Below are 20,153 nucleotides of genomic sequence, written 5' to 3'. Positions count from 1 at the left end.
ACGGCCCGCGGCCGCGCCGGCCGCGCCCGTTGCGGCATCCGTCCGTCCGTACCCCCCGTCCACCACCGATGCCTGGAGGAAGGGCATGACGACCACCACCAGCCCTGACCCCGCCGAGGCGATCGCCACCAGCCCTGACCCCGCCGAGGCGACCGCCGCCGACCCGCCCGCCGGGTCCGCCCGGCCCTCCGCTCCCGCGCCCACCGCGACCGCCCCGGCTCCCTGGCCCGATCTGGTCAGTGCGGCGCTGCTCGGGACCGAGCGGCGCCGGCCGCCGGTGGCGGTGCGGGCCGGGCAGGCCGCCGCGGCCGCGCTGCTGGACGCGGCCGCGGTGAGCACGGTGCGCCGGCGCGCCGCGCTGCGCCCCGCACCGGCCGGTGAGCGGCCCGCCCCGGCCCCGGCCGACCCGCGGCCCCCGCTGCCGCCCGCCGCGCGCCGCAGGCTGTCGCTGCTGCTCGCGGACCGCGGCGGCGCAGGCGGCGGCAGCCGCCGCGGCACGGCACCCGATCTCACCGAACTGCTGCCCCAGTGGCTGGCTGCCGCCGAAGCCCACGGCTACCGCGCGCCGGACGCGCTGCTGCCCGCGCTGCTCGACGCCGCCCGGGCCCGTACGGACCTGCGGCCCGCCGCGCTCGCCCTGGCGGGACCGCGCGCTCTGTGGCTGGCGCGGCTCAACGACTCCTGGCGGTTCGCGCTCCGTGGGATCGGGGGCCCGGCCGCGCCGCCGGGGGACGACGGTGCCGAGGGAGTGCGGCGGCGCTGGGAGGAGGGCCTGTTCGCCGAGCGGGTCGCCCTGCTGACGGCGCTGCGCCGCCGCGACCCGAGGGAGGGCCTGGACCTGCTGCGCACGACATGGGCGACGGAGCGGGCCGAGGAGCGCCTGATGTTCCTCGACTCGCTGCGCGAGGGCCTGTCGGCGTCCGACGAGCCCTTTCTGGAGGAGGCGCTGTCCGACCGCAGCCGCAATGTGCGCGCCACGGCCGCCGAGTTGCTCTCCGCGCTGCCCGGTTCCGCGCTTGCGGCCCGTATGGCGCGCCGCGCCCGTACCTGCGTCGGGCTGGACCGCACGGCCGGCGCGGCGGTGATCGCCGTGGAGGCGCCGCACGAGTGCGATGCGGGGATGCTGCGCGACGGTGTCGCGCCCACGCCGCCCTCGGGCCGGGGCGAACGGGCCTGGTGGCTGGGCCAGTTGGTGGAGGCGGCGCCGCTGGAGGGGTGGCGGGCGCGGTTCGAGGGCCGCGACCCGGCGGCGATCGTCGCGCTCCCGGTGGCCGACGACTGGCGGACAGAGCTGCACGACGCCTGGTGCCGCGCCGCCGTGCGCCAGCGCGACCCCGAGTGGGCGCGGGCGCTGCTGGGCGCGCCGGCCGCGCCGGCCCAGGCGGCCGAGGTCGCCCCGGCCGGCTCGTCGCGGGACCTGACCAAGCTGCTGACCGTGCTGCCCAAGGAGGAACGGGCCCGGTGGGTGGCGGAGTTCATCGCCGCGCACGGCCTGTCGGACGCCTTCCGGATGCTGGGGGTGTGCGCGGTCCCCTGGGCCGAGCCGCTGGGCCGGGCCGTCGTCGACGCCCTGGACATCGCCCGGGACGCGGGGAGCTACCCCTGGAGCTTCAGCGGGGTGATGGGCCTGGCCGAGCGCTGCCTGGACCCGGCCGCGGCGGACCGGCTCGACATGCTCACCGCGGTCACGGACGAGCCGGAGGGCGCCTCTCCGGGCTCCGGCGGCTACTGGTCCGAGGCGTTCCTGCGGCTGGTCGGCACGCTGCGGCTGCGCGCCACAATGCGTGCCGAGCTGGCTCCGTCGCCGCCCCCGGGCGACGACGGCCGGGGCGCGCCGTGATCGTCCGCACCCCGGCCGCCCGCCGTCCTCCCGCCGTGCCGGGCCGCGCCTCAGACCGCCAGCGAGCGCACGTTGGCGTTGACCCACTCCACGATGGAGGCGGTCGTGGCGCCCGGGGTGAAGATCTCCGCGACGCCCTGCGCCTTGAGCGGGGGGATGTCCGCCTCGGGGATGATGCCGCCGCCGAAGACCTTGATGTCCGCCGCGTCGCGCTCCTGGAGGAGCTCGATGACCTTCGCGAAGAGGGTGTTGTGCGCGCCGGAGAGGATGGACAGCCCGATCGCGTCGGCGTCCTCCTGGATGGCGGTGTCGACGATCTGCTCCGGGGTCTGGTGCAGCCCGGTGTAGATCACCTCCATACCGGCGTCGCGCAGCGCCCGCGCGATCACCTTGGCTCCCCGGTCGTGCCCGTCCAGGCCCGGCTTGGCCACCACCACGCGGATCGGCCCCGACCTGCCCGCCGCGCCCTGGCTCCCCGCTTGCGCCCCGTCCTGCCGAGCCACACTCATCACTGCCTCCAAGCCATGCACGGCACTGTGGTGCCGCCGAGCCGACAATCGATCGCGCGACCGCGATCCGGCGGCCACGAGCGTGAACGAACGTTATCTCCAGCATCGCTTACCCGGCTGTTTCGTGACATCCGGGGAGGGGGAAATCACACGTGGGACACGTTCGCTACGCGCCGCGTTCCGCGTGTCGTCACGCCAGGGCCATGTGGTGCGGTGCGCGCGGGCCGGGCGCCCGGGGAGCCGCAGCCGGGCCACCGCGCCACGGGGCGCGCATCAGGGCGGGTACGCCGCATGCCCGCCTTCGCCGCTCACGGCTTCCCGCGAGGGCATACGGGGGACGAAGACGCCTCCCGCATGCCGTTCGGGAGGTCGGCCATGCAGGTCCTGCCCTTGTTTTCCGCACCCCTTCTGATCGCGCGCGCCCTCCGCGCACCCCTGCGGTGCGCGCGTCTGCTCCCTGCGCGCTCCGCACGCCTGCCGGCCCGCAGCACGGTCGTGGAGCTGGCGGTCCTCGCCGGCCATCTCCTCCTCTATCCGACCGGCATCCCCCGGGAGCGCCCGGTGCCCCGGTCCATCGCCGCGGATGCCCCCGTGCTGCTGCCGACCGAGGGCCGGGCCCGTCCGCCGGTCCTGCTGCTGCACGGCTTCATCGACAACCGCTCGGTCTTCGTGCTGCTGCGCCGCTCGCTGCTGCGGCACGGCTGGCGCCATGTCGAGGCGCTCAACTACTCCCCGCTGACCTGCGATCTGCGCCGGGCCGCCGAGCTGTTGGGCCGCCATGTGGAGGAGGTGTGCGCGCGCACCGGCCACCGCCGGGTGGACGTGGTGGGCCACAGCCTCGGCGGCCTGATCGCCCGCTATTACGTGCAGCGGCTCGGCGGCGACGCCCGCGTCCGCATACTCGTCACGCTCGGCACACCGCACTCCGGCACCCGCGTCGCGCCGCTGATGTCAGCGCACCCGCTCGTGCGGCAGATGCGCCCCGATTCCGAGGTGATAGCGGAATTGTCGCTTCCGGCGCCGCATTGCCGGACCCGCTGGGTGGCTTTCTGGAGCGAGGAGGATCAGGTGATGGTGCCGGCCGCGACCGCCAGAATCGATCATCCGGATTTGTCGGCGCGGAATGTCCGCGTCCTTGGTGTCGGGCATCTCGCGCTACCGGTCAACGGCGCCGTCGCCGCCGGAATACGTGAGGCGCTGGACTCCGCGGAGGCGGCCGAGGAGGGGGGTGCGGACGCCGTTTCGGTGGCCTGACGGCTTCCCTCCGACATGACGCGGAGTCGAACACCCGTCGAACGGGGCGCCAAGAAGTCGCATGAGGGCTGCCGAAAGGCGGCCAAATGCCCGGTCTTGCCGAGCCGGGAACCCGTGGAAGATTGTCGCCGTCGCGTACCGCCGGGTACAGTCGCCGCTAATTCTCCTGCTGCCGAGGCGAAAGAGAAGTTGGTGAACGACCGTCACCCATCGGAAGGTCCGCTTCCGACCGGCTCTGCTTCCGACGCCTCGTATGCGCACTATCCCGCCTACGACGCCTACGGGCAGCAGCACTCCGGGACCGGCAGCGCCGGTTACGGCGACGGCGACCCCCTCTTCGGCTCGCTCCCCGACTCCTACGACACCGGGACGTACGACACCGGCTCCTATGCGACCGGCGCCTATGGCACCGTCGCCTACGACGCCGGGATGCACGGCGGCGGTTCCTACGACACCGGCAGCCACGACACCGGCACGTACGGCGCCGGCGCCTACGGCACGGGCGGCTACGACACCGGCGCGTACGACACGGGGTCCTACCCGACGGCCACGGGCGGCGGGTACGCCACCGGCATCTACGACACCGGCGGTTTCACCTCGACGCAGTGGGACACCGGCACCTACGAGACCGGTACGGCCGCCGGCTACGACCCGTATGCGCACACCGCGTACGACACCCTGGCGCCGGGCGCGACCGCCTACGCCGGGGCGCACGACTCCGGCGCCTACGAGGCGGCCGCCTATGAGGCCACCTCCTACGGGCACGGCGGATACGACACCGGCACCCACGCCACCGGCGCATACGACACCGGCAGTTATCCGACCGCGGCACCGACCGGGGCGTACGAGACAACAGGCGCATATGAGACGGCCGGTGGCTACGAGACCATCGGCCGGCAGGCCACCGCGGTCGAGGAGACCGCCGCCTTCGAGGCCGCGGTCTTCGACACCTCGGGCTTCGAGACCGCGAGCTATGAGGCCACGGCGATCTGGCCGGCGGCCGACCCGGAACTGATCGCCGGGATCCCCGCACAGGCCGGTCCCCCGCCGGGCGACACCGACCAGTGGGAGACCGCCACTTGGGAAGCGGGCGCCGGGCACGACGACGGCTCCGACGATGACGGCAGCCCCGACGACGGCGCCGCCTCCGACGAGGCCGCCGCCGTCGCGGACGCCATGACCCAGGCGATGCCGGTGACCCCCGCGGACCCCGCCCCCGCCGGGCGCCGGGTCACCGGGCCGCCGGCCGGAAAGGCCGTCCGCGGCCGGGGCCGGCGGCGTCCGGCCAAGCGGTCGGCGCTGCTGACCGTCGCCGTTCCGTCCGTCGCCGCCATGGGAGTGTGCGGTGTGGCGGCCGCGTCCGTCGCCGGTATCGGCGGGGACGACAAGGACGACGCCACCAACCAGGCCGGGCCGGTGGACCCGGGGGCGGTCAAGCCCTCCGCGGCCAACAAGAAGCTCGACACCCAGCTCGCCGGGCTCAGCGCCGGCGCGGACGACTTCCGCGACCGGGCCAGCCGCACCCAGGAGCGGATCGACCTCAAGGAGCGCCAAGCGCTGGAGCGCAAGCGCAAGGCGGAGGAGGCGGCCCGCAAGGAGGCGATGCGGCCCAAGTTCGTGCTGCCGGTCAGCCAGCACGGGCTGAGCGCGCTCTTCGGCCAGGCCGGTGTGAACTGGATGTCCGTCCACACCGGCATCGACTTCCCGGTCGACTACGGCACCCCGGTCCTGTCCGCCACCGACGGCACCATCCGCACCCAGTGGAACTCCGCCTACGGGAACATGGCGATCGTGACCTCGCCCGACGGCACGGAGACCTGGTACTGCCATCTGAGCAGCACCAAGATCCGCTCCGGGTCGATCAAGGCCGGTGACCAGATCGCCTATTCGGGCAACTCCGGCAACTCGACGGGACCGCATCTGCACTTCGAGGTGCGCCCCGGCGGAGGCTCGGCGATCGACCCGCTGCCGTGGCTGCGCAGCCACGGGCTCGACCCGAACTGACCCCCGGCGTACCGTTCCTGCAACATCCGACGTGCCGTTCCCGCAGCGTCGGGCCGGCGCGCTCCCCCGCCTTGCGCCGGCCCCCCGGGCGCCCGCCTACAGCTTCTCTACGGGCGCGTACCGCAGCAGCAGCCGCTTGGGCTTCTCGCCGCCGAAGTCGATGGTCGCCTCGGCGTTGTCGCCGCTGCCCTTGACGCCGACGACGGTGCCGAGCCCGAAGCTGTCGTGGGTGACGCGATCGCCGACGGCCAGCGAGACCACCTCGCGGTCCTTGGTGCGCCGGGTCGCGAAGCCGCTCGGGCCCTTCGAGCGGGCCGACGAGAGCGTGGCGCCGATGCCCCCGCCGAGGCCGCCGGTGCCGCCGCCCCTGGACGAGAGGCCGCCCATGGTCGCCGAGGGCGTCGCCGGCCCCGTCCGCCGCCACTGCACGTAGTCGTCCGGGATCTCCTCCAGGAACCGGGAGGGCGGGTTGTACGACGGCTGGCCCCAGGCGCTGCGCATCGTCGAGCGGGTGACGTAGAGCCGCTCGCGGGCGCGGGTGATGCCGACATAGGCCAACCGGCGCTCCTCCTCCAGCTCCTTGGTCTGGCCCAGCGCCCGCATGTGCGGGAAGACGCCGTCCTCCATGCCGGTCAGGAAGACGACCGGGAACTCCAGGCCCTTGGCGGTGTGCAGCGTCATGAGGGTGATCACGCCGCTGCCCTCCTCGTCCTCGTCCGGGATCTGGTCGGAGTCGGCGACCAGCGCGACCTGCTCCAGGAAGTCGGCGAGGGTGCCGGGGTTGGCCTCTTCGCGGTCCTGCTCGAATTCCAGGGCCACGGCGGCGAGTTCCTGGAGGTTCTCGATCCGGGTCTCGTCCTGCGGGTCGGTGGATGCCTGGAGCTCGGCGAGGTAGCCCGTGCGCTCCAGGACGGCCTCCAGGATCGTGGCGGGCCCGGCGCCGGACTCGACGATCGTGCGCAGCTCCTCCATCAGGACGTTGAAGCGCTTGACGGCGTTGGCGGAGCGGGCCGCCATACCGTACGCCTCGTCGACCCGGCGCAGCGCCTGCGGGAAGGTGATCTTCTCGCGCGAGGACAGGGCGTCGATCATCGCCTCGGCGCGCTCGCCGATACCGCGCTTGGGGACGTTGAGGATGCGGCGCAGCGGCACGGTGTCCTCGGGGTTGGCGAGCACCCGCAGATACGCCAGGACGTCGCGGACCTCCTTGCGCTCGTAGAAGCGCACGCCGCCGACGACCTTGTAGGGCAGACCGACCCGGATGAAGATCTCTTCGAAGACGCGGGACTGGGCGTTGGTGCGGTAGAAGACGGCGACGTCGCCGGCCTTGGCGTCGCCGGCGTCGGTGAGGCGGTCGATCTCGTCGGAGACGAACTGGGCCTCGTCGTGCTCGGTGTCGGCGACATAGCCGATGATCTTGGGGCCGGCCCCGGCGTCCGTCCAGAGGTTCTTGGGGCGGCGGTTCTCGTTGCGCTCGATGACGGCGTTGGCGGCGGACAGGATCGTCTGGCTGGAGCGGTAGTTCTGCTCCAGCAGGATCGTCGTGGCGTCCGGGTAGTCCTCCTCGAACTGGAGGATGTTGCGGATCGTGGCGCCGCGGAAGGCGTAGATCGACTGGTCGGCGTCGCCGACGACGCACAGCTCGGCGGCGGGGATGTCGGCCGTTCCCCGGCCGACCAGCTCGCGCACCAGGGTGTACTGGGCGTGGTTGGTGTCCTGGTACTCGTCGACGAGGACATGGCGGAAGCGGCGGCGGTAGTGCTCGGCGACGTCGGGGAATGCCTGGAGCAGATGGACCGTCGTCATGATGATGTCGTCGAAGTCCAGGGCGTTGGCCTCGCGCAGCCGCGCCTGATACATCGCATACGCCTCGGCCAGCGACTTCTCGAACCCGTCGGCCGCCGTCTGGGCGAAGGTCTCCTCGTCGATGAGCTCGTTCTTGAGGTTGGAGACCTTGGCGCTGAAGGACTTGGGCGGGAAGCGCTTGGGGTCCAGGTCCAGATCGCGGCAGACCAGCGCCATCAGGCGCTTGGAATCGGCCGCGTCGTAGATCGAGAAGGAGGACGTGAAGCCGAGCTTCTTGGACTCGCGGCGCAGGATGCGCACGCAGGCGCTGTGGAAGGTGGAGACCCACATGGCGTTGGCGCGCGGGCCGACCAGCTGCTCGACGCGCTCCTTCATCTCGCCCGCGGCCTTGTTGGTGAACGTGATCGCGAGGACCTGGCCCGGGTGGACATGGCGCTCGGCGAGCAGATGCGCGATGCGGTGCGTGAGCACCCTGGTCTTGCCGGATCCGGCGCCGGCGACGATCAGCAGCGGGCCTCCGGCGTGCACGACCGCGGCCTTCTGCTCGTCGTTGAGCCCCTCCAGCAGCGCGGCCGGGTCGACGGGCGGGCGGGCGGCGCCGTCGCGGTAGTACGCCTCGGTGTGCACGGGCGCGTCGAACCTCCCGCCGAAGAGGTCGGCGGGGACCTCCTCCGGGACCGGCTCGTGCTCGTCCTCGGGAGGCGGCGGGTGCTCCTCCTCGCCCTTGGGGCCGAGGTCCGCCAGAAAGCTGTCGTCAAAGAGGCTGCTCATCGCCCACCGAGTCTAGGCCGCCGCACTGACAGCGCGCCGGGGAGTACGCGATTGTCCGTGCCGGGGCAGGTCAGGCGACCGGAGGCGGAACCGCCGGGGGCCGGCCGCTACCCGAACCCGACATCTGACGCAACACCCGCCGCCGCGCGTTCAGGTCACGAAAAGGTTTCGGGCATATCGAACATCAGCCTTCACAGGAGCCACACGAATTGGCTAACGTCCTCGCTCGGGCAGCCCGCCTCCCCGCGGTCGACAGCTTCCGCACGGGCCGCCCACGCCGAGTCCGGCCTGCCCTCAGGCACCCGGAGCCGGGGACCCACCAGCACCACCGGGGTGAATCGGTCCAGCGGCCGTCATCAGCGGCCGCACGGACCGTAGGGCAAGCCTTCCGTCAGCGACACCGCCCGAACCCGACAGCTAACCCGGTAGGCGGTCCACGGAAGGAGTTGCCGGCCTTGGCGTCCCATCGCAAGCCGCGCACCAGCGTTCTCCTCTCGCCCGGGAGCCGGCGTACGGCGGCCGGGCTCACCACCGCCGCGCTCGCCTCGGTCACCCTGCTCTCGCAGACCGCCGACGCCGCCCCCAGGGCGCCCAGACCCTCCATCGAAGAGGTCAAGAAGAAGGTCGACGACCTCTACCACCAGGCCGAGGTGGCCACCCAGAAGTACAACGCCGCCAAGGAGCGCGCCGAGCACCAGAGCGCCACCGTCGACGATCTGCTCGACGCCGCCGCCAAGCGCGCGCAGCGGATGAACGAGTCCCGGCGCGAACTGGGCACCTTCGCCTCGGCGCAGTACCGCACCGGCGGCATGAACCCGACGGCGCAGCTGATGCTCGCCAAGGACCCGCAGCAGTTCGTCGACCGCAGCCACCTGATGGAGCGGCTGACCAGCCGGCAGAAGCAGGCGGTCACCGACTACCAGGAGCAGGCGGCGGCCGCGGCGCGGCAGCGGGCCAAGGCCACCAGCAGCCTGGAGCAGCTGCAGCAGTCGCAGGCCTCGCTGAAGGAGTCCAAGCAGTCCGTCCAGGGGAAGCTGGCCGAGGCCCGGCAGCTGCTGTCGCGGCTCACCGCCCAGGAGAAGGCGCGACTGGCGGAGCTGGAGCGCCAGAAGGAGGAGGCGGCCCGGCGCAAGGCCGCCGAGGAGGCGCGCCGGCAGCAGGAGGCCGAGCGCCAGCGTCAGCAGGACGGCTCGACGGGCGGCTCCACGGGCGGCTCCACGGGCGGTCAGACCGGTGGCGGCACCAGCGACGGCGGCTCCACCGGGGGCTCGTACTCCACCAAGGCGGAGAAGGCGCTGGCGTTCGCCCGCGCCCAGATGGGCAAGCCGTACGTCTGGGGCGCCACCGGGCCCAGCTCCTATGACTGCTCGGGGCTGACGCAGGCGGCGTGGAAGGCGGCCGGGGTCGATCTGCCGCGGACGACCTGGGACCAGGTCAAGGTCGGCCAGCGGGTGGCGACCAAGGATCTGCAACCCGGTGACCTGGTGTTCTTCTTCGACGACATCAGCCACGTCGGCATGTACATAGGCGGCGGCAAGATGATCCACGCCCCCAAGCCGGGCGCCTACGTCCGCGAGGAGTCGATCTACTACATGCCGATCTACGGGAGCGTCCGCCCGGCCTGAGGCCGCGGCCCCGCCTCCCCGGAGGACCGCTCCTTTCCCCAGGCGCCCCAGGGCGCCCGACCAGGCCACCCCCCACGGTCACCCCCCACACGCCACCGCGCGGCCATCGGCTCCGGAATTCCGGAGCACGGTGACCGCGCGGTGTGCCGTAGTGGGGGGGTGCCGCCGTCAGGTCCAGAGCACCGCGATGAAGATGTTGGCGATCGTGAGCCCGCCCACCACGCCGAACAGCGGCGCGGGGACCTTCTCCTCGTCCCGCTTGACGTAGACCAGCGCCAGGATCACCACCAGGACGGCCATCTTGACGCCGATCTTGATGTTGTTGACCGGGTGGTCCTGGGCCTGGTTGAGGCCGACCAGCACGATGCCGGTGACCAGCATCGTCAGCGCGCCGTGCAGCATGGCCGGCACGAAGCGGGCGGTGCCCGCGCCCATCGCCTTCATCTGGGTCAGGAAGCCGCCCAGCAGGGAGGCGATGCCGATGATGTGCAGGCCGACGAAGACATTGATTACTACGTCCATAGTGCTGGATCGTAGCCGCCATATAGCACGCCCTTTCCGGCAGGGCGTCCGCAATCGCCGCTTCGGTCACGGCAGACCGGTCCCGGTGTGCAGGCGGCGGCGGTGCGGTCAACCGCGCACCGGCCGCGGTCGAAAGCGAACAATGCCAGCCAACCGGACTCACCCCCGTGACGCCCAGGCTTAGCGTCCTCCTCCAGGCGGCCGACATCCCGCCATCGCCGGCCTCCGCGCCAGTGTTCCGTCGGCCGCCCCGCCGAGAGGTGCGGCGACGGCCGGCTCCCCCGTTGCCGACCGCCGCCGCGCCCTCGGCCCGAAGGGAAGGAAGTGACGGCCACCGTGGCCTCGCACCGCAAGCCCAGGCAGCATCCGCTCGCCGCGCTCACGGGTGGTTCGCGCAGTGCGCGCACCGTCCGTACGGCCGCCACCCTCGCCCTCGCGGGCGCCGCCACCGCCACCGCCTTCGACGGCACCGGCCAGGCGGCCCCCTCCCCCACCCCCGACCAGGTCAAGGACCGGGTCGACGCGCTGTACCAGGAGGCAGAGGTGGCCACACAGAGCTACAACGGCGCCAAGGAAGCCGCCGACACCGCACGCGAGGAGCTGAGCAGACTGCAGGACGAGGCCGCCCGCCGGACCCGGAAGCTGAACACCGCCCGCGCGGAACTGGGCGCCGTGGCCGCGTCCCAGTACCGCGCGGGCGGCATCGACCCGACCGTTTCGCTGCTGCTGTCCGAGGACCCGCAGCGCTATCTGGACGGCGCCGCGGTGCTGGAGCGCACGGGCAGCCACCAGGCGGCCGCGGTGGCCGGTTACGCGCGCCGGCTGGGCAGCGTGCGGCAGGTCCGGCAGCGGGCTGAGGACACCGCGCAGCGGCTGGTGTCCACCGAGGCCGGGCTGAAGAAGCACCGGATCACCATCGTCCGCAAGCTGGACGCCGCCGAGCAGCTGCTGGACCGGCTGACCGCGGAGCAGCGGCGCCGGATGGCGGGCGCGGACGGTTCCCGGGGCGGCGCCCGCGCGGACCGGGGAACGGGCCGCGGTGACGGCCTGCTCGGCGGGATCCCGGCCGGCTCGGCGGCCGCCGCGGCCCAGGCGGCCGCGCTGGCCCCCGACTCCCGGGCGACGCGCGCCGTTTCCTTCGCCTACGCAGCCCTCGGCAAACCGTACGTCTGGGGCGCCACGGGCCCCTCGGCCTACGACTGCTCGGGCCTGACCCAGGCCGCCTGGGAGTCCGGCGGCGTCTCGCTGCCCCGCACCACCTACACCCAGATCAACTCCGGCCCCCGCGTCGACCGCTCCCAACTCGCCCCCGGCGACCTGGTGTTCTTCTACACCGGCATCAGCCATGTGGGCCTGTACATCGGCGACGGCAAGATGATCCACGCGCCCCATCCGGGCGCCCCGGTACGCATCGCGCCGATCGACCAGATGCCGTTCGCGGGGGCCACCCGGCCGGCGTAGGGCCGCCGGGCCGGCGCGGGGACTTTGGGCCCGCGCCGGGACTCCGGTGGAGAGGTCAGGGCTTGAGCTGTGTGCCCAGCCACCGGAAGACCTCCGGCACCTGCTGGCGCCAGACCGCCGTGGTGTGGCCGCCCGCGTTCGCCGGGATCTGCTGCACGGTCACCGTGGTCGGCAGCTTCGCCAGCTGGCGCAGGCCGATGCCCGCCTGGTAGCCGTCGCCCGCGGCGCCCGAGACGTACAGCGCCGTACGGGGCGGTCGGCCGGCGGCGTTGGCGGACTTCAGGATGTGGATCGGGTTCGACGCGATCCGCAGCTGGGGGTCCTTGCCGGCCAGGGAGTCCGGTTCGAGGGCCGGGTCGTTGTAGCCGGACATGGCGACCGCGGCGCGGTAGCGGTCCGGGTGGGACAGGGCGAGCTTGGTGGCGCAGTGGGCGCCGGCCGAGTAGCCGGCCAGGGCCCAGGAGTCGGGCCGGTCGCCCACCCGGAAGTTGTCGATCATCATCTTGCGGACGTCGACGGTCAGCCAGCTGTCGGCGTTGACCTTGCCGGGGATGTTGACGCAGCCGGTGTCGGCGCCGGTCAGGAGGTTGGTACGGGGCGCGACCAGGATGAACGGCTTGATCTGGCCGCGCTGCATCAGCGGCCGGAGCTGCTCGCCTACGTGCAGGGACCCGAACCACGCCTTCGAGGAGCCGGGGTAGCCGGGCAGCAGCTCGACCACCGGGAACCTGGTGTTCTTGTAGGCGGGGTCGTGGTACTGCGGCGGCAGCCACACGTACACCTCGCCCCGCACGCCCGAGATGCGGCCCTCAAGGTCCGTCATCTGCACGCCCGCCCCCATCCGCGGGTCGTCGCCGGGGCGGAACCGCTGGAGCTGCTTGGGCTCGTTCTTGATCTGCTTGCCGCCCATGCCGTCGGGACCGAGGTCCTTGGCGACCGCGACATGGCTGTCGGTGCCGAGCAGATCGCCCCAGGTGTCGTAGAGGTTGTTGGCGTTGTTGACCAGGACGAAGACCAGGGTGACGGCCGTGATCTGGGCGAACAGCAGCATCAGCAGCCGGGCCAGACCGCGTACCAGGGCCGGCCCGGCTATTCGGCCCCATAGGGCGAGCGGCACCACGACGGCGACGAGCAGCAGCGCGATCGAGGTGAGGAGGAAGGGCGTGCCCGTCAGGCTCATCGGGATCTCGCTTCCAGGACGACTATGCGAAGGACGTGGGGATGGTTCGGGCCCCGCCTTCGGCAGTGAGCCTCTCCGCGCCCTTAGATGGCGATCCACGTGGTCCTGGTTGCCCGGCTCAGGTCCTTCTTTGTCCCTTCCCGCACCCTTCCGCCCGCTGCCCGCACGCCCTCGGCCCCGGCCGTGCGGCCGGCGGCGGTATGGCACCCGCCGCCGGCCGAACCGCAGGTCAGGGCGTCAGACCAGGCGCCGGGCCGCCGCCCAGCGGGTCAGCTCATGGCGGTTGGACAGCTGGAGCTTGCGCAGCACCGCCGAGACATGCGACTCGACGGTCTTCACCGAGATGAACAGCTGCTTGCCGACCTCCTTGTACGCATAGCCGCGGGCGATCAGCCGCAGGACCTCGCGCTCGCGCTGGGTGAGGCGGTCGAGGTCCTCGTCGATCGGCGGGGCGTCGGTCGAGGCGAAGGCGTCCAGGACGAAGCCGGCCAGCCGCGGGGAGAAGACCGCGTCGCCGTCGGCCACCCGGAAGATCGCGTTGACCAGGTCCGTGCCCGTGATCGTCTTGGTGACATAGCCGCGGGCACCGCCGCGGATGACGCCGATGACGTCCTCGGCCGCGTCGGAGACGGAGAGCGCGAGGAAGCGGACCGGGCGCTCGGCGTCGGCCGACATCGCGGCGCAGCGGCGCAGCACCTCGACACCGCCGCCACCGGGGAGGTGGACGTCCAGGAGGACGACCTCGGGGCGGGTGGCGGTGATGACCGTGATCGCCTGGTCGACGTCGGCGGCCTCGCCGACCACCTCGACGCCGGTGCGCCCGGTCTCGCCGATCTCGGCCTGGACGCCCGTACGGAACATCCGGTGGTCGTCGACGAGCACGACCCGTACGGTCCGGCCCTCGGCCGCCTCGTCGCCGCTCCCGCCCTGCTGTGCGCCCTCGCTGCTCATGTCTTCCGCCCGTCCGTTGGTGTCTGCCCCGTCATCATCCCGCGCCCCGTCCGGCGCCGAAGCCACCGGCTGCGGCTCGCCCGGCCCCGGCCGCGGTTCGCTCGGCCCCGGGCGCGGTTCGCTCGGGCCCGTCATCCGTCACGCTCCGCCGCGGTCCGCTCCATCTCCAGCTCGACGACCGTGCCGCCCTCGGGGGCGGCGCGCAGCCGGGCCGTGCCGCCGTTGCGCTCCATCCGTCCGATGATGGACTCCCGCACGCCCATGCGGTCGGCGGGGACCGCGTCCAGATCGAAGCCGGGCCCGCGGTCGCGCACCGAGACGAAGACCGAACGGCCCTCGACCTCGGCGAACACCTGCACCGCGCCGCCCTCGCCCCCGTACTTGGCGGCGTTGACCATCGCCTCGCGCGCGGCCTGCATCTGGGCGTCCAGCGCGTCGTCCAGCGGGCAGTCGCCGACGACCACGACCTCGATGGGGACGCCGTGGTGGTCCTCCACCTCGGCGGCGGCCTTGCGGACCGCCTCCGCCAGGGTGGCCGGCTCCTCGTCCTCCTCCTTGCCGCGGCCCTCGGGCTTGTAGAGCCAGGCGCGCAGTTCGCGCTCCTGGGCGCGGGCCAGACGCGCCACCTCCCTGGGGTCGTCGGCGTTGCGCTGGATCAGGGTGAGGGTGTGCAGGACGGAGTCATGGACATGGGCGGCCACCTCGGCGCGCTCCTGGGCGCGGATACGCATCAGCCGCTCCTCGGAGAGCTCCTGCATCATCCGTACGAGATAGGGGCCCGCCAGCAGCGCGATGCCGACGACGACGGCGAGCGCGGCCTGGAGCACGGAGCCCAGATGCCGCACCGAGCCCTGCAGCACGACGATGCCCGTCACCCCGACGCCGACCAGCAGCACTCCGGCCGCGCCGCGCAGCACCGGCAGCAGGGCCTTGCGGCGGCCGAGCTCCAGCCACTGGGCGCGGCGGGCGTTGTCCGCCTGGCGCCACACCAGGGCGACACCGGCGCCGATCAGCAGCACCGGCCACAGATAGCCGTTGGCCTGACCGAGCTGGAACCTGGAGGCGATGACGGTGGCGCCGATCAGCAGCGCGATCAGGGCGAAGACCTGGCCCTTGTCGGGCTTGTGCCGCAGCAGCCGGCGCTTGTCGTCGCCCGGGGCGTGCGGGCGGTGCTCCACACCGCCGACTCCCAGCGGGACGAAGAACCAGAACGCGGCGTAGAGCAGGGCGCCCATGCCCTCGGCCATGAACAGCGCCACGAACACGACCCGCACCCAGGAGACCGGCAGCCCGAGATGCCCCGCCAGACCGCGCGCGACACCGCCGAGCAGCCGCCCGTCGGCGCTGCGGTAGAGCTTGCGCACGGGTGGGTCGCCGGGGTCCGGAGCCGGGCCGTAGGCCGTCTCGGCGCGGGGTGGTGCGGTGGTCATGTGCCCGATCGTCACACGCCGCGGGGGCCCGCGGCATCAGGGGCGACCCTGAACCCTCCCCTGACGTTTCACGGGGCGGGTCGGGGGCGGGACGGGTCCGAAGCGGGTCAGCTCTGCGGGTCGCTCCTGCGGAAGCCGTCCTTCACGGCCGAGAAGATCCTCTCGTACTTCGCCCAGTCGGCATCCGGCGCGGACACGTAGATCGCGTACTCCTTGCCGCCCTCGCGGCCGAAGCCGAGGTCGATGCCGCGGAAGGTGCGGGCCCGGCCCCCGAAGGTGAACTCCCAGATCGCGGCGGGGTCGCCCTGGAAGATGGTGTCCTGCATCCGCAGCCGGGAGTACACGGGGTACTTCTGCTTGAAGGCGGCCTCGACGTCCTTGAAGTGCTGCACCTGATCCGCGGAGGAGAAGTCCAGGACGCTGAGGGTGAGCTGGGCGCGCTCGGCCTCGGAGGCGTAGACGATCTGCCGGCCGCCGTCGTTGACCTTCCGCTTCCAGTCGCCGGGCACCGGGAAGCTGACGCCGAGCGCGGACTCGGTGACGTTGCGGTAGCCGTCGGGCAGGGGCGGCGGCGGTCCGATGCTGTTGTCCGGGACGCTCGGCTGCACCGGCGCGCTCTTGTCGCCCGCTTCCTTGCCGCTCGCTTCCTTGGACGTGCCGGAGTCGTCACCGTGCATCAGGTACCAGGCCGTGCTCGCGCCACCGCCGAGCGCCAGAACGCCGACGACGCCCCAGGCGGCGGCGCGGGCGCCGCGCCGCTTTCGGGGTGCCGCGCCGCCGGACAGCGCCTCGGTACGGCCGTCGTCGGGCCGCCCGCCGATGCCGCCGTCCGGGACGGCCACCCGCCCGGTCACGTCACCGCCTGCATCCGTCTCCCGCCCCGAGGGCGTACGGGCCCCGGCGCCGCCGCCCGCAGGGGCGGCACCGGCGGCGGGCCGCACCGGACGTGTCGGTGCCTCGGTCCGCGGGTCCGTCGCGGTCCGCTCCGCGTCGGCGCGGCCGACCGTCCCCAGGGCCAGCGTCGGCCAGCCCATCAGGGCCGTCTCCGCGTCGCCCTCGGCCGCCCGCAGCGCCTGCTCGACGACCTCGGCCGTCGGACGGTCCGTCGGCTCCTTGGCGAGCAGCGCCTCGATCAGCGGGGTCAGCGAACCGCCGTTGCGCGGCGGGTCGAACGGGTCCATGGCGATCGCGTACGCCGTCTCGACCGCGGTGTTCTTCCGGAACGGGGGCTTTCCCTCGACCGCCTGATAGAGCGTCGCTCCCAGCGCCCACAGGTCCGAGGCGGGACCCGGTGTGCCGCCCTTGACCCGCTCGGGCGCCAAGTAGTCGATGGAGCCGACCAGCTCGCCGGTCTTGGTGAGCGTGGAGGTGCCGGTGGCGACCGCGATGCCGAAGTCGGTGAGCACGACCCGGCCGTCCTGTCCGAGCAGCACGTTGCCGGGCTTGACGTCGCGGTGCAGCACACCGGCGGAGTGTGCCGCACGCAGTGCCGCGATCATGCCGCGGCCGATCCGGGCGGCCTCGCGCGGGGTGACCGAACCCCCGTCCCGGGCCGCCTCCTTGATGGCGTCGCCGAGGGTGGTGGAGGGGACGTACTCCATGACGATGCAGGGCGAGCCGGCGTCGTCCACGACGTCGTGCACCCCCACCACGTTGGGGTGGTTGATGCGGGCCGCGGCCTGCGCCTCCCGGGTGGTGCGTTCATGGCGGGTCGCCAGTTCGTCGGGCTCCAACTGCGGCGAGACATGCAGACGCTTGACCGCGACCTGGCGCCCGAGGACTTCGTCCCGGGCACGCCAGACGGTGCCCATACCGCCTTGGCCTATCCGTTCGACCAGGCGATACCGCCCGGCGACCAGTCGCCCCTCGTCCACCGACGCCGCCTCCGCCACCGCACGCCCCTCCGGAAACCCGTACGTATCCAGGGCGCAACGATAGTCTCCGACGTCGGCGAACAGCCCTCCGGCCACCGCGCGTCCGCGCCTGTCTTCCCTCCGGTGCCGGGCGCCTGTGGCATATGCGAACCCGCGAGGGGTTTCGGGACCCCCCTGGGGCATGTCGGGGGCGCCGGCGGCGGATCTCAGGGATCCGCCAGGGTTTCCACGGATGCCGCAGCCGCGGCGGTCTTGTCACCATGGCTTCATGAACGAAGCAGCCCCCGCCGCGGAGCCGGCGCCCTCCGGCCCCGCCGACCCCACACCGCCTGCCGCCCCGCTGCGCCGCAGCCGGCGGCACAAGGTCATCGGCGGCGTGTGCGGCGGACTGGGGCGGCAGTGGGACCTCGATCCGGTGATCTTCCGGATCGTGCTCGCCGTGCTCGCCGTCGGCGGCCTCGGCCTGATCGCCTACGGCTTCGCCTGGCTGCTCGTCCCCCTCGACGGCGAGGACGAGAACGAGGGCCGCCGGCTGCTCTCCGGCCGGGTCGAGGGCTCGGCGCTGACGGCCCTGCTCTTCGCACTGGTCGGCTGCGGACTGTTTCTGACGACCCTCGCCAAGGGCAGCATGATGTCCTTCGCCATCATGCTGACGCTGGCGGTGGCCGGCTCCGCCTACTGGTCGCGGCGGCGCCGCCAGGCGCAGGCCCGGGGCCCGGAGTCGATGGACGCCGCCACGGCCCAGGCGGTCGCCGACGCCCCGCCGGAGACCACCGCGCCCCCCGCGCCGGCCGGCCCCTCGTGGTGGCGCGCCCCGCACGTCAAGGACACGGCCGGTCAGGGCTATCTGTGGGGCCCCGAGCACACCCCGCTCCCCCTCGACATCGGCTATCGCGGCGAGCACGGCGCCGCCGCGCCCACCGCCCCGCCCCCGCAGGGCGCCTGGCCGGGTGCGGGCCGCCCGCCCGGCCCGGCCGTGCCGCCGCACGGGGCCCACCCCGTCGGCCCCCCGCGCCGCCGCAACGGCCGCCCGATCGGCGGCTGGACGTTCCTCCTCGCGCTGTGCGCCGGCGCCTTCACCGCGCTGTCCGTCTCCCGGAACGAGACCCTCGCACCGTCCCTCCAGGCCGGACTGGCCGCCGCCCTGGTCGTCTTCGGCCTGGGGCTCGTGCTCAGCGCCTGGCTCGGCCGCACGGGCGGCGGCACGGTGTTCCTGATGGCCGTGACGGCCGTGCTGCTGGCGGGCGCGACGGCGCTGCCCGACAACATCACCGCCGACTGGCACCGCCGCACCTGGACCCCCACCTCCGTCGCCGACGTCCGCCCGCACTACGAACTGGGCTCCGGCGAGGGCGAGCTGGACCTGACCGAGCTGCCCCTCAAGGGCGGCCGTACGGTCCGCACCAGCGTGGAAGTGGGCGCCGGCCGCCTCCAGGTGACGCTGCCGCGGGGCGTGGCGACCCGCCTCCATATCTCGCTCGGCCTCGGCGACATCCAGCTGCCCGGCGACTCGCCCCATGACGTGGACATCTCCGCCGGCGGCGAGGAGCGGACCGTCACCCTGCCCGCCGAGGGCCTCAAGAAGGGCGAGAAGCCGCGCGGCACCCTCGAACTCGACCTGGACGTCGGGGCCGGCCAGGTCGCCGTCGAGCACGCCGCCCCGACCCCCGCGAAGCCGACCGGGCCGACCGCCCCCGATGAGCCGACCGCCCCCACCCGCCAGGGAGCCCCCTGATGATGCGCCACCCCTTCGAACCGGGCCGCCTGATCTCCGGCCTCACCGCCCTCACCCTCGGCACGGCCTACGGCCTCGACGCCCTCGGCAGATGGCAGGCGCCCGGCCCCTGGCTCTTCCTCGCCCTCCCCGCGGGCCTGCTGCTCTCGGGTATCGCCGCCGCCCTCTGGGCAACGCTCCGCCGCCGCACCCGCCCCGCCGACGGTGCGGACACACCGTAGGGCGTGCCCGCACCGTCCCGTCGTGCCCCCACAGTCCCGTCGCCCGCCCGCAGGGCGGGGTCCGCCGACTCGCGGCCCTAGCCGAACAGCTGCGCGCCGTGCCGCTTGCGGCGGTTCTCCCATGCCGCGTCCAGGGAGTACCTCGGGGTGCCGGCCAGCAGAAGGGGGAGCCAGGCCATCAGATAGGCGAGGTCGTTGCCGTAGTAGTACGGGGTGGTCGACCAGCTCACGGTGAGCCAGAGCGTCAGGGAGATCAGCGCGCCGCCGAACGCCGCCAGCCGCCCCAGCAGTCCGGCGAGCGCGCCCAGGCCCACCGCCAGTTCACCGGCGGCGATGGCGTAGCCGAAGCCCACGGGGCTCTGCTGCGCCAGCTCGACCAACTGCGGCAGCGCCGCCGTGTCGTGGACCTGCTCCAGCAGCGCGCCGAGCGACCCCTGACCCCCGGCCGCCAGGAACGCCGGGTCCGTGAGCTTGTCGATCCCCGCGTAGAGGAAGGTGACGCCCAGGAAGACCCGCAGCGGCAGCAGCGCATGACGCGCCAGCCGTCCGCGCAGCCCGGCGCCGACCCCTTCGACGCCCGCTCCTGCCAAGTCGGCACCGACCGTGCGATGGGCATGCACCATGATGTCCGCCTCTCCGTTGCCTCCGGGAGCAGACGATTGTGCCCGCGCCCGCGCCTCACGGGGAGATACGTACGGACGACCGCAAGAGGTTCAACCAACCGATGCACTTCGGGCGACGGACGCACACACAATCGCCACGCCCGGCACGCGTACGGCCCACCCCGTACGGCTTCCTACGGCATCCGCCCGGCGGCCGGCGACTCACGGCCGACCGCCCGTGGCCGACCGCCCGCGGCCGCCCCCAGGGGGCGTCGCCCTAGGGCCTGTCCGATGGGTCGGGGTCGGAAAGGCCGCGGCGTCTGGTGCGGTGCATCGCAAGGCGCCGGAGCGTCTCGATAGCGGAGCTA

General features: G+C 73.4%; 15 protein-coding genes and 1 riboswitch. Of the genes, 7 read left to right on the top strand and 8 right to left on the bottom strand.

The window, feature by feature from the left end; translation table 11 throughout:
• The first annotated feature begins 85 nt into the window (after positions 1 to 85).
• A complete protein-coding gene (locus ACZ4NB_RS27545) occupies positions 86 to 1,840 on the top strand; it encodes a DUF5691 domain-containing protein (protein ID WP_467665718.1) in 1,755 nt (584 codons plus the stop codon).
• A gap of 50 nt (positions 1,841 to 1,890) precedes the next feature.
• Here ACZ4NB_RS27545 and ACZ4NB_RS27540 read toward each other — a convergent pair whose 3' ends face one another.
• Positions 1,891 to 2,349 (bottom strand): cobalamin B12-binding domain-containing protein, encoded by a 459-nt coding sequence (locus ACZ4NB_RS27540; RefSeq protein WP_384487115.1) that lies wholly within the window; start codon positions 2,347 to 2,349, stop codon positions 1,891 to 1,893.
• A 375-nt stretch (positions 2,350 to 2,724) separates the two neighbouring features.
• On the opposite strand from ACZ4NB_RS27540, the gene ACZ4NB_RS27535 reads away from it, so the two are divergent.
• Both ACZ4NB_RS27535 and ACZ4NB_RS27530 read left to right on the top strand, forming a co-directional pair.
• Positions 2,725 to 3,603, top strand: a complete 879-nt coding sequence (locus ACZ4NB_RS27535; protein ID WP_467665716.1) for an esterase/lipase family protein — start codon at positions 2,725 to 2,727, stop codon at positions 3,601 to 3,603.
• Between the two features lie 192 nt (positions 3,604 to 3,795).
• Positions 3,796 to 5,607 carry a M23 family metallopeptidase gene (locus ACZ4NB_RS27530; protein ID WP_467665714.1) on the top strand — a complete coding sequence of 604 codons (1,812 nt, stop codon included), beginning with the start codon at positions 3,796 to 3,798 and terminating at the stop codon, positions 5,605 to 5,607.
• A 96-nt stretch (positions 5,608 to 5,703) separates the two neighbouring features.
• Here ACZ4NB_RS27530 and pcrA read toward each other — a convergent pair whose 3' ends face one another.
• Positions 5,704 to 8,184, bottom strand: coding sequence for a DNA helicase PcrA (pcrA, locus tag ACZ4NB_RS27525; RefSeq protein WP_467665712.1), 2,481 nt, complete (start codon positions 8,182 to 8,184; stop codon positions 5,704 to 5,706).
• 265 nt (positions 8,185 to 8,449) lie between these two features.
• A riboswitch (cyclic di-AMP (ydaO/yuaA leader) is annotated at positions 8,450 to 8,632 on the top strand.
• Between the two features lie 7 nt (positions 8,633 to 8,639).
• Between pcrA and ACZ4NB_RS27520 the strand changes: the two genes are divergently transcribed.
• Positions 8,640 to 9,809: a C40 family peptidase gene (locus tag ACZ4NB_RS27520; RefSeq protein WP_467665711.1), complete on the top strand. Its 1,170-nt coding sequence runs from the start codon at positions 8,640 to 8,642 to the stop codon at positions 9,807 to 9,809.
• Between the two features lie 168 nt (positions 9,810 to 9,977).
• Here ACZ4NB_RS27520 and ACZ4NB_RS27515 read toward each other — a convergent pair whose 3' ends face one another.
• Positions 9,978 to 10,331, bottom strand: a complete 354-nt coding sequence (locus tag ACZ4NB_RS27515) for a hypothetical protein (RefSeq protein ID WP_467665709.1) — start codon at positions 10,329 to 10,331, stop codon at positions 9,978 to 9,980.
• Between the two features lie 324 nt (positions 10,332 to 10,655).
• On the opposite strand from ACZ4NB_RS27515, the gene ACZ4NB_RS27510 reads away from it, so the two are divergent.
• A complete protein-coding gene (locus tag ACZ4NB_RS27510; protein ID WP_467665707.1) occupies positions 10,656 to 11,792 on the top strand; it encodes a C40 family peptidase in 1,137 nt (378 codons plus the stop codon).
• Positions 11,793 to 11,847: 55 nt separating this feature from the next.
• Here ACZ4NB_RS27510 and ACZ4NB_RS27505 read toward each other — a convergent pair whose 3' ends face one another.
• The 4 genes from ACZ4NB_RS27505 to ACZ4NB_RS27490 all read right to left on the bottom strand — a co-directional run bounded on the left by ACZ4NB_RS27505 (position 11,848) and on the right by ACZ4NB_RS27490 (position 17,245).
• On the bottom strand, positions 11,848 to 12,972 hold the full coding sequence (locus tag ACZ4NB_RS27505) for an alpha/beta hydrolase (RefSeq protein WP_467665705.1): 1,125 nt from the start codon (positions 12,970 to 12,972) through the stop codon (positions 11,848 to 11,850).
• 237 nt (positions 12,973 to 13,209) lie between these two features.
• A complete protein-coding gene (locus ACZ4NB_RS27500; protein ID WP_467665703.1) occupies positions 13,210 to 13,923 on the bottom strand; it encodes a LuxR C-terminal-related transcriptional regulator in 714 nt (237 codons plus the stop codon).
• A 131-nt stretch (positions 13,924 to 14,054) separates the two neighbouring features.
• On the bottom strand, positions 14,055 to 15,353 hold the full coding sequence (locus tag ACZ4NB_RS27495) for a PspC domain-containing protein (RefSeq protein ID WP_467665701.1): 1,299 nt from the start codon (positions 15,351 to 15,353) through the stop codon (positions 14,055 to 14,057).
• 107 nt (positions 15,354 to 15,460) lie between these two features.
• Positions 15,461 to 17,245: a serine/threonine-protein kinase gene (locus ACZ4NB_RS27490; RefSeq protein ID WP_467665699.1), complete on the bottom strand. Its 1,785-nt coding sequence runs from the start codon at positions 17,243 to 17,245 to the stop codon at positions 15,461 to 15,463.
• A 250-nt stretch (positions 17,246 to 17,495) separates the two neighbouring features.
• Here ACZ4NB_RS27490 and ACZ4NB_RS27485 point away from each other — a divergent pair, with 250 nt between their 5' ends.
• Positions 17,496 to 18,962 (top strand): PspC domain-containing protein, encoded by a 1,467-nt coding sequence (locus ACZ4NB_RS27485; protein WP_467665697.1) that lies wholly within the window; start codon positions 17,496 to 17,498, stop codon positions 18,960 to 18,962.
• The gene (locus ACZ4NB_RS27480; protein ID WP_467665695.1) at positions 18,962 to 19,183 is read left to right on the top strand and encodes a hypothetical protein; all 222 of its coding nucleotides are present in this window, start codon (positions 18,962 to 18,964) and stop codon (positions 19,181 to 19,183) included. The genes ACZ4NB_RS27485 and ACZ4NB_RS27480 overlap by 1 nt, the downstream gene beginning before the upstream one ends.
• 77 nt (positions 19,184 to 19,260) lie before the next feature.
• On the opposite strand, the gene ACZ4NB_RS27475 is transcribed toward ACZ4NB_RS27480, so the two are convergent.
• Positions 19,261 to 19,806 (bottom strand): TQO small subunit DoxD, encoded by a 546-nt coding sequence (locus ACZ4NB_RS27475; protein ID WP_467665693.1) that lies wholly within the window; start codon positions 19,804 to 19,806, stop codon positions 19,261 to 19,263.
• Positions 19,807 to 20,153: the final 347 nt, after the last annotated feature.

Source organism: Streptomyces sp. NPDC026575, from assembly GCF_055567415.1.
Note: the sequence above shows the minus strand (reverse complement) of the source record. Positions and strands in the feature narration are given on the sequence as shown.